The organism is Streptomyces hygroscopicus (assembly GCF_026168105.1).
GTDB classification, from domain to species: domain Bacteria; phylum Actinomycetota; class Actinomycetes; order Streptomycetales; family Streptomycetaceae; genus Streptomyces; species Streptomyces hygroscopicus_D.
On sequence record NZ_LBMW01000032.1, the window covers coordinates 58469 to 73839 of the forward strand.

Consider the following 15371-nt stretch of genomic DNA (forward strand, 5'->3'; position numbering starts at 1 on the left):
CCGCAGGGAGCGCACCCGTCGCCCGTGCCTCAGGGAATCAGACCGCCGGGACGCAACGGCCGTCCTCCGTGCGGTAGTTCCACTTCGCACCGTCGCGGACCAGTTCCTTGACCGCGCGCACGAAACGCTCCACGTGCTCGTCGGGCGTGCCCGCGCCGAAGCTGACACGGATCGCGTTCAGGGACTTCTCACCGGGCGCGGCCTCGGGGGCGCCGCACTCGCCCTGGGTCCCCGGGTCGCTCCCCAGCAGGGTGCGCACGAGCGGGTGGGCACAGAACAGGCCGTCGCGGACGCCGATGCCGTACTCCGCGGAGAGCGCGGCGGCGAAGTGGGAGCTGTTCCAGCCCTCGACGACGAAGGAGATGACCCCGACGCGGGGCGCGTCGTCGCCGAACAGGGAGAGCACCTTGACCTCGGGAACCTCGGCGAGCCCTGCCCGCACCGCGCGGATCAGGTACTGCTCGCGGGCCACGAGCGTCTCCAGGCCGGCGTCGGTGAGCGCCTTGCAGGCGGAGGCGATGGAGTAGGCGCCGATCACGTTGGGCGAACCCGCCTCGTGCCGTGCGGCGCTCTCGTGCCACTCCACGTCCACTCCCCCGTCCGTGCGCCGGGTCACCTTGCGGCTGGCTCCGCCGCCCGCGAGGTACGGCTCGGCCTCCCGCAGCCAGTCGGCGCGGCCGGCCAGGACGCCGGAGCCGAAGGGCGCGTACAGCTTGTGGCCGGAGAAGGCGACCCAGTCGACGTCGAGGTCACGGACGGAGACCGGGTGGTGCGGGGCGAGCTGGGCGGCATCCAGGACGATGCGGGCCCCGTGCGCGTGGGCGGCCGCGGCCAGCTCGCGTACGGGCCACAGCTCGCCCGTGACGTTGGAGGCGCCGGTGACACACACGAGGGCCGGACCGTGGGGATCGCGGTCCGTGAGGGCGCGCTCCAGGCTCTCGACGGCCTCCTGCGGGGTGCGCGGTGCGTTGAGGCAGGTGACCCGGGCGTCCCGCCAGGGCAGCAGTGAGGCGTGGTGCTCGGTCTCGAAGACGAAGACCTGGCAGTCGGCCGGAAGGGCGGCGGCGAGGAGGTTCAGCGAGTCGGTGGTGGACCGGGTGAAGATCACCTGGTCGCCGTCGCGGCAGTCGAGGAACGCGGCGACGGTCCGGCGGGCGTTCTCGAACAGGTCGGTGGACAGCTGCGAGAGGTATCCCGCACCGCGGTGGACGCTGCCGTAGTACGGCGCGTAGGCCGCCACGTCGTCCCAGACCCGCTGCAGGGCGGGCGCGCTGGCCGCGTAGTCGAGCGCGGCGTAGGTGACTTCGCCGCCCGTGACGAGCGGGACGGTGACATCCCCGCCCAGAACGGGCAGCGGGGCACAAACGGACTGGTCGGTGGCAAGGGCGGAGACGGACATGGGTGCACTCCCGTGAAGGCAGGTGGGACCGCCGTGCCGGACGGCGCGCGTCAGGGCGCTGCCGGGTCGACGGCACGAGGCAAGGGTGAAAGGGGATGCGGAGGCGGGGCTCTGCGGCCCTAGCGCATTCGCTTGCTCACGGAAGGCTCCCTCGAACGACCAGGACCCCTGGTACGCGCTTTGTCAAAAGCGTGAGGGGTCCGCGCTTGCCGCAGACCTCGCTGCCTACGGCCTGGTCTTCACCCGGGGCACCCCGCCACGGACGGAGGGTTGCCGGACAGCCGGCCGGGGCCTGATGGCTGTCACTCATGACCTGAGCAGGAAACTACGTGAGCTGATCGTCGTTCCGCAACTTCTGTCCGCATACCGGGATGCGCGGAGGGTCACCGAGTGGAACCAAGTGACCTGGGGGGACCGAGGGACGCAGGGGGACCGAGGGACGCCGGGGTCACCCAGTGGCGCGGAAGGGCAGCGAGTGGCGCGGAGGGGACCGACGGACGCCGGGGTCACCCAGTGGCGCGGAAGGGCAGCGAGTGGCGCGGAGGGGACCGACGGACGCCGGGGTCACCCAGTGGCGCGGAAGGGCAGCGAGTGGCGCGGAGGGACCGAGGGACGCGGGGGGACCGACGGACGCCGGGGTCACCCAGTGGCGCGGAAGGGCAGCGAGTGGCGCGGAGGGGCAGCGACGCCTGGGGGCACCGGTCACACCGATGCCCCCGGTCGACGGCGAACCGCTACGCGTTGCTGGCCGCGACCCAGCGGTCGAGCACCTGCCTCGCGGCCCCGGAGTCGATCGCCTCCGCGGCCTTCTCCATCCCGACCCGGATCTGCTCGGCCAGCGTCCCTGACCCCGGATCCAGCGCCACCAGCGCCGCCGCCGAGTTCAGCAGCACCGCGTCCCTTACCGGTCCCGTCTCGCCGTCCAGCAGCCGCCGTGCGACCTCGGCGTTGTACGACGCGTCGGCGCCCCGAAGCGCCTCCACCGGCACCAGCTCGATGCCGACGTCCCTCGGGTCGAAGGACTCCTCGGTGACCTTGCCGTCGCGCACGATCCACACCCGTGACGTCGCCGTGGTCGTCAGCTCGTCCAGTCCGTCGTCGCCCCGGAAGACCAGGGACGAGTTCCCGCGCTCGGCGAGGACGCCCGCCACGATCGGCGCCATCCGTGCGTCCGCGACGCCCGCCGCCTGGGCCTTGACCTTCGCGGGATTGGTCAGCGGGCCCAGAACGTTGAACGTGGTGCGGATCCCCAACTGCCCGCGCGCCGCCGCCACGTGCCTCAGCGCCGGGTGGAACTTCACCGCGAAGCAGAAGGTGATCCCGGCCTCCTCGGCCACCTCCGCCACCCGCTGCGGCGTCAGCTCGAGATTGACGCCGAGCTTCTCCAGCACGTCCGAGGCCCCGGACGCGGAGGACGCGGCACGGTTGCCGTGCTTGACGACCTTCGCACCGGTGCCGGCCACGACGATCGACGACATGGTGGAGATGTTCACCGTCTTCGCGCCGTCGCCACCCGTACCGACGATGTCGACCGTCCGTCCCGGCACCTCGAGGACGTTCGCGTGCTCGTACATCGCCTGCACGAGCCCGGTGATCTCCTCGACCGTCTCGCCCTTCGCCCGCAGGGCGACGACGAAGCCCGCGATCTGTGCGTCCGTCGCCTCGCCACGCATGATCCGGTCCATCGCCCAGGCCGTCTCGGCCGCGCTCAGGTCGTGGCCGTCCAACAGCCGGTTCAGCACCAGCGGCCAGGAACGGCCCGCCGCGGTGTTGCCTCCAGCGGGGGTCACAGCGCTCATAAGCCGCTCCTGGGTCGGTGTCCCGAACGGGACGTGTGTCTCGAACAGCTCCACCCTATCCAGCCCGGGCACGGCGAAGGGCCCCGTCCAGTGCTTGGACGGGGCCCTTCGACCGTGGCGTGGCGCGCGCGGCGATCAGTGGTGGCCGTGGCCGCTCGTGATCTCCTTGTACTCCTCGACCGTGGGCTTGGGGATCTGGTTGTTCTCCCCGTAGTAGGCGTTGCTCAGCTTGGCGCGCAGCCGCTCCGAGCCCTTGACCTTCCGCTCGACGCCGTTCTCGTCGACCGTCGGGCCGATCTCGGCCGGCTCGTACTGCTCGTGCGCCGTGAGCGTGTGCAGCTGCTCCTGGCTGAGCGGCTCGTGGACCTCGATGAACTCACCGTGCGGCAGCCGCTTGATGATGCCCGACTCGCGGCCGTGCAGCACCTTGTCGTGGTCGCGGCGCTGGAGGCCGAGGCAGATCCGCTTGGTGGCGATGAACACGAGCACCGGGACCACGAAGAACGCGACGCGGACGAACCAGGTGATCGCGTTGATCGACAGGTGGAAGTGCGTGGCCCAGAGGTCGTTTCCACCACCGATCAGCAGCACGAAGTACCAGGAGATCCACGCGGCGCCGAAGGCCGTACGCGTCGGCGCGTTGCGCGGGCGGTCCAGGATGTGGTGCTCGCGCCTGTCGCCGGTGACCCAGGCCTCGATGAACGGGTAGACCGCGATCGTGACCAGGACCAGCGGGAAGATCACCAGCGGGATGAACACACCCAGGACGAGCGTGTGGCCCCAGAAGTTGATCTCCCAGCCCGGCATCACACGGATCAGGCCCTCGGAGAAGCCCATGTACCAGTCCGGCTGGGCACCCGTGGACACCTGGTCCGGACGGTAGGGGCCCATGGCCCAGATCGGGTTGATCGTGGCGATCGCCGCGATGGCCGCGATGACACCGAAGACCAGGAAGAAGAAGCCTCCGGCCTTGGCCATGTACACCGGCAGCAGCGGCATGCCCACGACGTTGTTGTTCGTCTTGCCGGGGCCCGCGAACTGCGTGTGCTTGTGGTAGAAGACCAGGATCAGGTGGCCGACCACCAGGCCGAGCATGATGCCCGGCAGCAGCAGGATGTGGATCGAGTAGAAGCGGGCCACGAAGTCGCCGCCCGGGAACTGGCCGCCGAAGAGGAAGAACGACAGGTACGTGCCGACGATCGGCACGGACAGGATCGCGCCCTCCATGAAGCGGACACCGGTGCCGGAGAGCAGGTCGTCCGGGAGCGAGTAACCGGTGAAGCCGGTGAACATGCCCAGGACGAACAGCAGGAAGCCGAACAGCCAGTTGATCTCACGCGGCTTGCGGAACGCACCGGTGAAGAACACGCGCATCATGTGCACGAACATGCCGGCGAGGAAGATCAGCGCCGCCCAGTGGTGGATCTGCCGGATCAGCAGACCACCGCGGACGTCGAAGCTGATGTGCACCGTCGAGTTGAACGCCTCGCTCATCAGCTGACCCTGCAGCGGCACATAGCTGCCGTGGTACACCACCTCGTTCATCGACGGGTGGAAGAACAGCGTCAGATACACACCCGTGAGGATGATGATGATGAAGCTGTAGAGGCAGACCTCGCCCAACATGAACGACCAGTGGTCGGGAAAGATCTTGCGCATGTTGGACTTGGCCAGGGAGTAGATCCCCAGGCGGCCGTCCGCCCAGTCCGCCACGCGCTCGCCGGCCGGTGCCCTTCCGCGCGTGCCGGATTCGTTGGTCGTCGTAGTACTCATCCGCGCTCCCAGAAGGCAGGACCGACGGGCTCTTCGAAGTCGCCGAGCGCCTCGAGGTAACCGTCCGCGTTGACGCCGATGCGCAGCTGCGGCAGGGCGTGACCGGCCGGGCCGAAGATGACCCGGGCACCGTCGGAGAGGTCGAAGGTGGACTGGTGGCACGGGCAGAGAACGTGGTGCGTCTGCTGCTCGTACAGGGAGATCGGGCAACCGACGTGGGTGCAGATCTTCGAGAACGCCACGATGCCCTGGTGGGACCACTCGAGTTCTCGCTTGTCCTTGATGTTGTCCGGCTGCAGCCGGACGATCATCAGGGCCGCCTTGGCGATCTGGACCTGGAAGTCCTCGTCGGTCTCCTCCAGGCCCTCGGGCTTGGCGAAGGTGAGCGAGCCGACCGCCACGTCCGCGGGACGCAACGGCTGGTTCGTGTTCATGTTGACGAGGAGCTTGCCCTTGGACCAGAGCGTGTGACGCAGCGAGGTGCCCGGCAGCGGGCCGAGGTCGCGCAGCAGCATGACGCCGGAGAGCGGCACCAGCGCCAGTGCGCCGAGCATCGTGTTGCGGATCAGCTTGCGCCGGCCGAGCTGCGACTCCTGGGCTCCCAGCTTGAAGTCGGCGAGAACCTTCGCCTTGACCTCGGGGGGCGCCTCGATCGGGTGACGCTCGTCGGCGATCTCCACGTCGGACATCAGGGTGCGGGCCCAGTGGACCGCGCCCGCGCCGATCAGGAAGAGCGCCACGCCCAGCGTCAGGCCCAGCGCGAAGTTCAGCGCGCTGATGTGCCCGATCGGGAAGACGTAGATCGACTCTTCCTTCGGAATCGCCACGTACGAGGCGATGAAGCCGATGGTGGCCAGCATCGACAGCGTGAACAGCATGGCGACCGTGCGCTCGGAGCGCCTGGCGGCCCGCTCGTCGATGTCCTGGATGCGGTGCTCATGGGGCGGCAGGCCCGGGTCTGCGAACGGGCTCTGCTCGTCCGCAACCGTCACGGCACCGTGCGCGGTGTCCTGCTCAGCGGGCAGGTTCTCTTCTGGAATGTCTTGGCTACTCATGACTTCTTGGCCTTTGCGGTCCGAGCGGCGACCCACACGGCGACCACGATCAGCGCGCCGAGTCCGAAGATCCAGGCGAACAGGCCCTCGGAAACCGGACCGAGACCGCCCAGCTCGAGGCCACCGGGGCTCACGGTCTGGTCACCGTTGACCGCGTTGACGTACGCGATGATGTCCTTCTTGTTCTGCTGCGACAGCGTGGTGTCGGGGAAGGACGGCATGTTCTGCGGGCCGGTCTGCATGGCCTCGTAGATGTGCTTCGGGGCGACACCCTCGAGGCTCGGCGCGAACTTGCCGTGCGTCAGCGCGCCGCCCTTGCCCGTGAAGTTGTGGCACTGCGCGCAGTTGGTGCGGAAGAGCTCGCCGCCCTTGGCGATGTCGGCACCGTCGGGGCTGTAGTCGTTCGCCGTCGGGACGGTCGGGCCGGCGCCGAGGGAGGCGATGTACCCCGCGATCTGGTCGATCTGGGTCTGCGAGTAGATGTTCTTCTTCCGCGGCACCTGGGGGCCCTGCGAGGTGGCGGCGGGCATACGGCCGGTGCCGACCTGGAAGTCGACGGCCGCCGCGCCCACGCCCACCAGGCTCGGACCGTTGTGGCTGCCCTCACCGCCGGTGCCGTGGCAGCTGGCGCAGCCCACCGAGTAGAGCTTCTTGCCCTCCTCGATGGCGAGGGACTGGGCGGTGTCATCGGCCTGCGCCTTCTCGGCGGGCGCGAACGCGGCGTACAGCCCCCCGGAGAGCGTCAGCGCGATGAGTAGGACGACGAACGCCGCCATCGGATGGCGTCGTCGTGCGGAGAGCTTTTTCACGGATTACCCCGGTGTCAGGATCTTCTGCGTCGATGCTTCTGGGAATGGATCGGATCGTCGCGGGCGATCGGTTCTCCTCGATCGGGTGAACGTCCGCCGCGGCCGACGGCCGACTACCTGATCATGTAGATCGTGGCGAAGAGGCCGATCCAGACGACATCGACGAAGTGCCAGTAGTAGGACACGACGATGGCGGCGGTCGCCTGCTCATGGGTGAACCTCCGAGCCGCGTAGGTGCGGCCGAGGACCAGCAGGAAGGCGATCAGACCACCTGTCACGTGCAGGCCGTGGAAGCCGGTGGTCAGGTAGAACACCGAGCCGTACGGGTCCGAGGAGAGCGAGAGGCCGTCCTTCTTGACCAGCTCGGTGTACTCGAAGATCTGTCCGCCGACGAAGATCGCACCCATGATGAAGGTGACGATGAACCAGCCCCGGAGCTTCTTCACGTCCCCGCGCTCGGCGGCGAACACGCCGAGCTGGCAGGTCAGGGAGGAGAGCACCAGGATCGTGGTGTTCGTCGCCGAGAACGGGAAGTTGAGATGGCTCGCCATCTCCTTCCAGTGAGCAGGGCCGGTCACCGATCGCAGGGTGAAGTACATCGCGAAGAGGGCCGCGAAGAACATCAGCTCGGAACTCAGCCAGATGATGGTTCCGACGCTGGTGAGGTTCGGCCGGTTGACCGACGGGTGCGCGTGCCCGGTTTCTACTGTCGTTGCTGTCGCCACGACCGACATTATGTCGGTCGCTTATCCCGCCCTCACTCCGGGGGGTGCCGTTCGGAGTGTCCGTACCGTGTGTACTGCCCGTATGGCGCATCGAAGCCCTGTCCGAACCGCTGTTGACCACGTGTTCAAGGGAGTAGCATCCGCCCCAGGGTCCCGTTCCGTACGACGGCACACACCACTGCGTACCGGAGGAAGCATGCAGCCGACCGCCACCGTGCTGGTCTACAGCGACGACTCCACCACTCGCGAACAGGTGCGGCTCGCGACCGGGCGCCGGCCCGCCCCGGACGCCCCCCTGGTCGAGTTCGTGGAGTGCGCGACGCCGGAGGCCGTCGTCCGGGAGCTGGACAAGGGCGGCATCGACGTGTGCGTCCTGGACGGCGAGGCCGTGCCGATGGGCGGCATGGGCGTCTGCCGCCAGATCAAGGACGAGATCTTCAACTGCCCTCCGGTGCTGGTGCTGATCGCGCGACCGCAGGACGCCTGGCTGGCGACGTGGAGCCGGGCCGATGCGGCGGTGGCGCTGCCGGTCGAGCCGGTGGAGTTCGCCTCCGCCTTGGCCGCGCTGCTGCGACGCAGGGCCCTTCAGGGCGCCTAGGGGCTCGGTCGTTCCCGTGTCATGGCGCGCGCGGGTCCGCCGGGGCATGCCGCGCAGTTCCTCGCGCCCCTTTCAGGGGCGCGGGGTGCTCACGTCGACTGCGGACGCAGCCTCGCGCGGTCCTGGACGCTTTGGCCCTTGGACGTGTCGGCCGTCAGGGCGCTGCCCTGGCCCCACTTGTCCCAGCCGACGTTCCAGTCGCCGTAGCCGTTGCCGAACGGTTCCATCTCCTTGCCCATGGAGTTGACGACCTGGACGATGTCGCCCTCCCGCACGGCGTTGAAGAACCACTCGGCGTTCGCGGTGCTCATCCCGGTGCAGCCGTGGCTGACGTTGGAGTATCCCTGGGAACCCACGGACCAGGGCGCGGCGTGCACGAACTCGCCGCTCCAGGTCACCCGGGCATCCCAGTAGACCCTCAGGTCGTAGGAGTCGCTCGAGCTCGAGGAGATGCCGATGGTGGTCCCGCGCATCCGTACGGAGTACGCCTTCGCGAGCACCACCTTGACGCCGTTGCGGGTCTCGTAGCCGCGCTTGCCCGTGGTGATGGGGATCCGCCTGATCTGCTGGTCGTTCTTGTAGACCGTCATCTGGTGCGTGGCCGCGTCCGTGATGGCCACGACGCGGTCGCCCGTGGTGAGCTTCAGGGGCTTCGTCTCGCCGCCCCACATGCGGTCGCCGATCTTCACACCGGCGAGGTTGCTGTGTGCGGTGATGGTGGCGTGGGCGGGCCAGTACTCCTTGGGGCGGAAGTGCAGCATCTTGTCGTCCACCCAGTACCAGGAGCCCTGGACCGCGGGCACCGAGTCCACCTTGAGGGCGCGCTCGACTATCGCGCGGGAGGCCTTGTCCTTGACGGGAACGCTGAGTTCGGCCGTGACGGGCTGGCCCACCCCGTAGGTGCCGGCCTGGGGTCCGAAGGTGACGTTCACCAGCTTCTTGGTCTTCGGGACGCTGGTGTCGAACTCGAGGACCTTGCGCCCGGGCATGCCGTCGTCGTCCTCCGTGCTCACCCGGACCGTGTAGTGGGCGCCCGCGGCCAGGGGTGACGTGCTGTGCCAGCGGCTGCCGTCGGCCGACAGTTCACCCGCGACGTAGCGTCCCCGGGAGTCGGTGACCGTGACGTCCGTGATGCGCCCGTCGCTGTCCGCGGTGATTTCGAGGGGCTTGTCGGGGTCGGCCTTCTTGGCGGTGCCGACAGGTACGTTGTGGCTGATCAGATCCGCCGCGTCGTACGGCTTCGCCGAGAGCGGGTCGCCGTCGGTTCCGCAGGCAACGAGGCCCGCGCCGAGGGCAATCACCAGCAGGGTGCAGCTGACGACCGTGCGGTGTCGCGGTGAGTGGCTCATGGACTCACGCTATGAACGTCCGTCAGCCTCGGCGCGTCCAGTGACCCGTGTGGGGGACGACGAAGGCGCCAAAAGAGGGAGCCCGGACCGCTCCCGTCGGAGTGTCCGGGCTCCCGTGCGCTCGGCGCGTGCTACTGGGTGCGGTTCTCGCCGCGGTAGTACTCGAAGACCCAGCCCCACAGGCCCACCATGATCAGCGGGGCCGAGAAGTACAGCAGCCACCAGCCGATCGCGACGGCCAGGAAGGCGAGTGCGCCACCGATGCCGAGGGAGAGCGGCTGCCAGCTGTGCGGGCTGAAGAAGCCGATCTCACCGGCGTCGTCGGCGACGTCGGCCTCCTTGTTGTCCTGGGCGCCCACGTCGACCCGCCGGGCCGTGAAGGCCAGGTAGTAGCCGATCATGACGCTCAGGCCGAAGGCCAGGAAGAGCGCGGTGGTGCCGGCCGGCTCCTTCGACCACAGGCCATAGATGACGGCCACGGCGAGGATGAAGACGGCCAGCCAGAGGAACATCTTGCCCTGGATCTTCACTTGCCGGCCTCCTTGCCACCGGAGACGGCCTTGCTACCGGCACCCGCGTGCTCGAGCTGCTCGAGCGCGGTGATCTCCGGGTGGTGCAGGTCGAAGGCGGGCGATTCGGATCGGATCCGCGGCAGGGTCAGGAAGTTGTGCCGCGGCGGCGGGCAGGAGGTCGCCCACTCGAGCGAACGGCCGTAGCCCCATGGGTCGTCGACGCCGACCGGCTTGCCGTACTTGGCCGTCTTCCACACGTTGTAGAGGAACGGCAGTATCGACAGACCGAGCAGGAACGAGGAGATCGTCGAGATCGTGTTCAGCGCGGTGAAGCCGTCGGCCGCGAGGTAGTCCGCATAACGACGCGGCATGCCCTCGGCACCCAGCCAGTGCTGCACCAGGAAGGTGCCGTGGAAGCCGATGAACAGCGTCCAGAAGGTGATCTTGCCGAGGCGCTCGTCGAGCATCTTGCCCGTCATCTTCGGCCACCAGAAGTGGAAGCCGGAGAACATCGCGAAGACGACCGTACCGAACACCACGTAGTGGAAGTGTGCCACCACGAAGTACGAGTCCGAGACGTGGAAGTCCATCGGCGGCGAGGCCAGGATGACACCGGTCAGACCACCGAACGTGAAGGTGATCAGGAAGCCGGTCGCCCAGAGCATCGGTGTCTCGAAGGACAACGAGCCCTTCCACATCGTTCCGATCCAGTTGAAGAACTTCACGCCGGTGGGCACGGCGATCAGGAACGTCATGAAGGAGAAGAACGGAAGCAGCACGCCACCCGTGACGTACATGTGGTGGGCCCACACCGTCACGGAGAGACCGGCGATGGCGATCGTGGCGCCGATGAGGCCCATGTAGCCGAACATCGGCTTGCGGCTGAAGACCGGGATGACTTCGGAGATGATGCCGAAGAACGGCAGGGCGATGATGTACACCTCTGGATGGCCGAAGAACCAGAAGAGGTGTTGCCATAGCAAGGCGCCGCCGTTGGCCGCGTCAAAGACATGGGCACCGAACTTGCGGTCCGCCTCCAGGGCGAACAGCGCGGCGGCCAGGACCGGGAAGGCCAGCAGGACGAGCACAGCGGTCAGCAGCACGTTCCACACGAAGATCGGCATGCGGAACATGGTCATGCCGGGCGCGCGCATGCAGATGATCGTGGTGATGAAGTTGACCGCGCCGAGGATCGTGCCGAAGCCGGAGAAGGCCAGACCCATGATCCACATGTCGGAGCCGATGCCCGGCGACCGGACCGCGTCCGACAGCGGGCTGTAGGCGAACCAGCCGAAGTCGGCCGCGCCCTGCGGGGTGAGGAAGCCACCGACGGCGATGGTCGAGCCGAACAGGTACAGCCAGTAGGCGAACATGTTCAGCCGCGGGAACGCCACGTCGGGGGCGCCGATCTGCAGCGGCATGATCCAGTTCGTGAAGCCGGCGAACAGCGGTGTCGCGAACATCAGCAGCATGATCGTGCCGTGCATCGTGAACGCCTGGTTGAACTGTTCGTTCGACATGATCTGCAGGCCCGGACGGGCCAGTTCGGCGCGCATGAGCAGGGCCATGACGCCGCCGATGAGGAAGAACGCGAACGACGTGACCAGATACAACGTGCCGATCGTCTTGTGGTCGGTGGTGGTGAGCCACTTGACGACGACGTTGCCGGGTTGCCTGCGCCGGACCGGCAGCTCGTTCTCGTACGAGTCCTCAGCTGCGGCGGCACCCTGGGGTTCGTTGAGGATGCTCACAGGTTGTTCGTCTCCCGGTTCTTCTCGTGGCTCGTCTGCGCGATGCCGGCGGGAATGTAACCGGTCTGCCCCTTCTTGGCGAGGTCCTTGAGGTGCTGCTCGTAACGGTCGGGGGAGACGACCTTCACGTTGAACAGCATCCGGGAGTGGTCGACGCCGCACAGTTCGGCGCACTTGCCCCTGAAGGTGCCCTCCTGGTTGGGAGTCACCTGGAAGGCGTTGGTGTGGCCCGGGATGACGTCCATCTTCATCAGGAACGGCACCACCCAGAAGGAGTGGATGACGTCACGCGAGGTGAGGACGAAGCGGACCGTCTCGCCCTTGGGGAGCCAGAGCGTCGGACCGGGCATGTTGGTCTGCGGGTTCCGCGTGGCGGGCGTACCGAAGTCGTAGACGCCACCGGCGTTCGCCGGGAACTCGTTCTTGTACCGGTCCGGGATCGCGCTCAGGTTCGGATCGGTCTTCGCGTCGCCCGTCACCCCGGGGACCGGGGTGACGTAGTTGAAGCCCCAGCTCCACTGGTACCCGACGACGTTGATGGTGACGTCGGGCTTCTTGGAGAGGTCGAGGAGCTTCGACTCGTCGCGGGCCGTGAAGTAGAAGAGCACCGAGACGATGATGAGCGGCACGACCGTGTACAGGGCCTCGATCGGCATGTTGTACCGGGTCTGCGGAGGAACTTCGACCTTGGTGCGGCTGCGCCGGTGGAAGATGGCCGCCCAAAGGATCAGGCCCCAGACCAGCACGCCGGTGGCGAGCGCGGCCGCCCATGAGCCCTGCCACAAGGAGAGGACCCGCGGAGCCTCATCTGTGACCGGGGTGGGCATACCAAGGCGGGGGAAGTCCTTGTATGTGCAACCGGTGGCGGTAGCCAGGACCAGGCCCGCAGTCAGTGCCTGCAGCAGCTTCCGCCGCATCGGGCGCCGCGGCGAGCGGTCGGAGCCGTTGGGACTCACGTAGCGCCTTCCCGAGAGTCTCGCCCGCGCTGTTGGCTGCGGCCTTCTCGCTGGTCGGTCGCCGCCCTGCGTCGGGCAGGGGTTTGGATGTTTATGCGGACCAAACCCTACTGGACGCTATTTGGGGGCGCGCGGGGAGGGTGCCCAACGCGCCGCCCGACACCCCGAAGGGGTGGAATGACCGGCTCTGGGCCCCAACTGACGGGCTCTGCGGCTCCTTCACCGGGCCTCGTGTGCGCACGCGTTAGCGTTGCAGTGTGTCCTACTTCGACGCTGCCTCCGCCGCTCCCCTGCACCCCGTCGCCCGCCAGGCCCTGCAGGCCTCGCTCGATGAGGGGTGGGCCGATCCCGCGCGGCTGTACCGCGAGGGACGGCGGGCCAGGATCCTGCTGGACGCTGCGCGCGAGGCGGCCGCCGATGCGGTGGGCTGCCGCCCGGACGAGCTGGTCTTCACCTCGTCCGGTACGCGGGCGGTGCACTCGGGAATCGAGGGGGCGCTCGCGGGCCGCCGCCGGGCCGGACGCCACCTGATCGTGTCAGCGGTCGAACACTCCTCGGTGCTTCATTCGGCGGAGGTGTTCGAGGCGGGCGGCGGGACGGTGACACGGGTGCCCGTCTCCCGCGCGGGCGCCGTCGCTCCCGAGGCGTACACGGAGGCGCTGCGCCCGGACACCGCGCTGGCCTGCCTCCAGTCGGCCAATCACGAGGTGGGTACGGTGCAGCCGGTGGCGGAGGTGGCCGAGGTGTGCCGGGCGGCCGGGGTGCCGCTGCTGGTGGACGCGGCGCAGTCACTGGGCTGGGGGCAGGTGGAGGGCGACTGGTCGGTATTGACCGCCAGTTCGCACAAATGGGGCGGGCCCTCCGGTGTCGGACTTCTCGTCGTGCGCAAAGGGGTGCGGTTCGCGCCTCAAGGGCCGGTGGACGAGCGGGAGTCGGGACGGGCGGCCGGGTTCGAGAACATCCCGGCGGTCGTCGCGGCTGCGGCGTCGCTGCGTGCGGTGCGGGCGGAGGCAGCCGGGGAGGCGGCGCGACTGCGGCAGCTGACGGAGCGGATCCGGGCGCGGGTGCCGGAGCTGGTGCCCGATGTGGAGGTGGTGGGCGATCCGGTCGGCCGCCTGCCGGGGATCGTCACCTTCTCCTGTCTCTATGTCGACGGGGAGACTCTGCTGCACGAGCTGGACCGTGCGGGCTTCTCGGTCTCGTCCGGGTCGTCCTGTACGAGCAGCACCCTGACGCCGAGCCATGTGCTCAAGGCGATGGGGGTGCTGACCGAGGGCAACGTCCGGGTCTCGCTGCCGCCGGGGACGCCGGCGGAGGAGGTCGACCGGTTCCTTTCGGTGCTGCCGGGCGCGGTCGGGGCGGTGCGGGACAAGCTGGGTGCGCCGTCCCCGCGGACCGACGCGCGAAAGGACGCGCTCGTCGTCGACGCTCTCGGCAAGCGCTGCCCGCTGCCGGTGATCGAGCTGGCGAAGGTCATCGGGGCCGTCCCGGTGGGGGGCACCGTACGCGTCCTGTCGGACGACGAGGCGGCGCGGCTGGACATCCCGGCGTGGTGCGAGATGCGCGGGCAGGAGTACATGGGGGAGGAGCCGGCGGAGCGGGGCTCCGCCTACCTGGTCCGCCGGCTCTCCTGACGGTCGTCGCCGGGGCGCGACCCCCGGGGGGTCAGACCAGGTACTCCTGGACCTCGGCCGCGGCCTCGTCGCCGTATGCCTTGGTGAAACGGTCCATGAAGTGGGCGCGGCGCAGCTGGTACTCCTGGGTGCCCAGAGTCTCGATGACCAGGGTCGCGAGCATGCAGCCGACCTGGGCCGCGCGCTCCAGCGGCACACCCCAGGCCAGGCCCGACAGGAAGCCCGCGCGGAAGGCGTCACCGACACCCGTCGGATCCACCTTGGCCGTCTCCTCCGGCACGCCGACCTCGATCGGGCCCTGGCCGGACCGCTCGATGCGCACGCCCCGCGAGCCGAGCGTCGTCACCCGGTGGCCCACCCTGGACAGGATCTCGGTGTCCGTCCAGCCCGTCTTGGTCTCGATCAGCCCCTTCTCGTACTCGTTGGAGAAGAGGTAGGTCGCCCCGTCCAGCAGTATCCGGATCTCGTCCCCGTTCATGCGCGCGATCTGCTGCGAGAAGTCGGCGGCGAACGGAATGGACCGGGAGCGGCACTCCTCCGTGTGGCGCAGCATCGCCTCCGGGTCGTCGGCGCCGATCAGCACCAGGTCGAGACCGCCCACCCGGTCGGCGACCGTCTTCAGCTCGATGAGCCGGGCCTCGCTCATCGCGCCGGTGTAGAAGGAGCCGATCTGGTTGTGGTCGGCGTCGGTGGTGCAGACGAAGCGGGCCGTGTGCTGGGTCTCCGAGATCCGCACGGAAGCCGTGTCCACCCCGTGCCGGTCGAGCCAGGCGCGGTACTCGTCGAAGTCCGAGCCGGCCGCGCCGACCAGGATCGGCGCGGTGCCGAGCTGTCCCATACCGAAGGCGATGTTCGCGCCCACCCCGCCGCGGCGTACGTCGAGACGGTCGACCAGGAAGGAGAGGGAGACCGTGTGCAGCTGGTCCGCCACGAGCTGGTCGGCGAAGCGGCCGGGGAAGGTCATGAGGTGGTCGGTGGCGATGGAGCCGGTGACTGCGATACGCACGGCGA

13 protein-coding genes and 1 riboswitch are annotated in these 15371 nt (G+C 68.6%); of the genes, 2 read left to right on the plus strand and 11 right to left on the minus strand.

The annotated features are described in order from the left end of the window. Window positions 1–37: 37 nt before the first annotated feature. The 6 genes from AAW14_RS26840 to AAW14_RS26865 form a co-directional block, all read right to left on the minus strand. The gene (locus tag AAW14_RS26840) at window positions 38–1399 is read right to left on the minus strand and encodes an aminotransferase class V-fold PLP-dependent enzyme (protein ID WP_265566521.1); all 1362 of its coding nucleotides are present in this window, start codon (window positions 1397–1399) and stop codon (window positions 38–40) included. A 197-nt stretch (window positions 1400–1596) separates the two neighbouring features. After that, window positions 1597–1713, minus strand: a riboswitch (SAM riboswitch). Window positions 1714–2133: 420 nt separating this feature from the next. Next, window positions 2134–3198 (minus strand): anthranilate phosphoribosyltransferase, encoded by a 1065-nt coding sequence (gene trpD / locus AAW14_RS26845; protein ID WP_265566522.1) that lies wholly within the window; start codon window positions 3196–3198, stop codon window positions 2134–2136. Window positions 3199–3333: 135 nt separating this feature from the next. After that, window positions 3334–4971: a cytochrome b gene (locus AAW14_RS26850; RefSeq protein ID WP_265566523.1), complete on the minus strand. Its 1638-nt coding sequence runs from the start codon at window positions 4969–4971 to the stop codon at window positions 3334–3336. Beyond that, the gene (locus tag AAW14_RS26855; protein WP_265566524.1) at window positions 4968–6026 is read right to left on the minus strand and encodes a ubiquinol-cytochrome c reductase iron-sulfur subunit; all 1059 of its coding nucleotides are present in this window, start codon (window positions 6024–6026) and stop codon (window positions 4968–4970) included. Before AAW14_RS26855 ends, AAW14_RS26850 begins: the two co-directional genes overlap by 4 nt. Continuing rightward, window positions 6023–6835: a c-type cytochrome gene (locus AAW14_RS26860; RefSeq protein ID WP_265566525.1), complete on the minus strand. Its 813-nt coding sequence runs from the start codon at window positions 6833–6835 to the stop codon at window positions 6023–6025. The genes AAW14_RS26855 and AAW14_RS26860 overlap by 4 nt, the downstream gene beginning before the upstream one ends. 113 nt (window positions 6836–6948) lie before the next feature. After that, window positions 6949–7569, minus strand: coding sequence for a cytochrome c oxidase subunit 3 (locus tag AAW14_RS26865; protein ID WP_103843096.1), 621 nt, complete (start codon window positions 7567–7569; stop codon window positions 6949–6951). 187 nt (window positions 7570–7756) lie between these two features. Here AAW14_RS26865 and AAW14_RS26870 point away from each other — a divergent pair, with 187 nt between their 5' ends. Next, complete coding sequence (locus AAW14_RS26870) at window positions 7757–8158, plus strand: hypothetical protein (RefSeq protein ID WP_265566526.1); 402 nt, start codon at window positions 7757–7759, stop codon at window positions 8156–8158. 89 nt (window positions 8159–8247) lie between these two features. Here the strand turns inward: AAW14_RS26870 and AAW14_RS26875 are convergent, their stop codons facing one another. The 4 genes from AAW14_RS26875 to coxB form a co-directional block, all read right to left on the minus strand. Next, a complete protein-coding gene (locus AAW14_RS26875) occupies window positions 8248–9507 on the minus strand; it encodes a L,D-transpeptidase (RefSeq protein WP_265566527.1) in 1260 nt (419 codons plus the stop codon). A gap of 131 nt (window positions 9508–9638) precedes the next feature. After that, complete coding sequence (locus AAW14_RS26880; protein WP_265566528.1) at window positions 9639–10037, minus strand: cytochrome c oxidase subunit 4; 399 nt, start codon at window positions 10035–10037, stop codon at window positions 9639–9641. Beyond that, complete coding sequence (ctaD, locus tag AAW14_RS26885; RefSeq protein WP_265566529.1) at window positions 10034–11770, minus strand: cytochrome c oxidase subunit I; 1737 nt, start codon at window positions 11768–11770, stop codon at window positions 10034–10036. The genes AAW14_RS26880 and ctaD overlap by 4 nt, the downstream gene beginning before the upstream one ends. Then, on the minus strand, window positions 11767–12726 hold the full coding sequence (gene coxB / locus AAW14_RS26890; RefSeq protein WP_265566530.1) for a cytochrome c oxidase subunit II: 960 nt from the start codon (window positions 12724–12726) through the stop codon (window positions 11767–11769). The genes ctaD and coxB overlap by 4 nt, the downstream gene beginning before the upstream one ends. A 257-nt stretch (window positions 12727–12983) precedes the next feature. Here coxB and AAW14_RS26895 point away from each other — a divergent pair, with 257 nt between their 5' ends. Further along, entirely contained in the window at window positions 12984–14360 is a 1377-nt protein-coding gene (locus tag AAW14_RS26895) for a cysteine desulfurase/sulfurtransferase TusA family protein (RefSeq protein WP_265566531.1), read from the plus strand. Between the two features lie 31 nt (window positions 14361–14391). On the opposite strand, the gene AAW14_RS26900 is transcribed toward AAW14_RS26895, so the two are convergent. Then, complete coding sequence (locus AAW14_RS26900; protein ID WP_265566532.1) at window positions 14392–15366, minus strand: carbohydrate kinase family protein; 975 nt, start codon at window positions 15364–15366, stop codon at window positions 14392–14394. Window positions 15367–15371 lie beyond the last annotated feature (5 nt).

Coding starts and splice junctions, on each gene's coding strand:
- AAW14_RS26840 (WP_265566521.1), bottom strand. CDS start 1,399: ATGTCCGTCTCCGCCCTTGCCACCGACCAGTCCGTTTGTGCCCCGCTG.
- trpD (WP_265566522.1), bottom strand. CDS start 3,198: ATGAGCGCTGTGACCCCCGCTGGAGGCAACACCGCGGCGGGCCGTTCC.
- AAW14_RS26850 (WP_265566523.1), bottom strand. CDS start 4,971: ATGAGTACTACGACGACCAACGAATCCGGCACGCGCGGAAGGGCACCG.
- AAW14_RS26855 (WP_265566524.1), bottom strand. CDS start 6,026: ATGAGTAGCCAAGACATTCCAGAAGAGAACCTGCCCGCTGAGCAGGAC.
- AAW14_RS26865 (WP_103843096.1), bottom strand. CDS start 7,569: ATGTCGGTCGTGGCGACAGCAACGACAGTAGAAACCGGGCACGCGCAC.
- AAW14_RS26870 (WP_265566526.1), top strand. CDS start 7,757: ATGCAGCCGACCGCCACCGTGCTGGTCTACAGCGACGACTCCACCACT.
- AAW14_RS26875 (WP_265566527.1), bottom strand. CDS start 9,507: ATGAGCCACTCACCGCGACACCGCACGGTCGTCAGCTGCACCCTGCTG.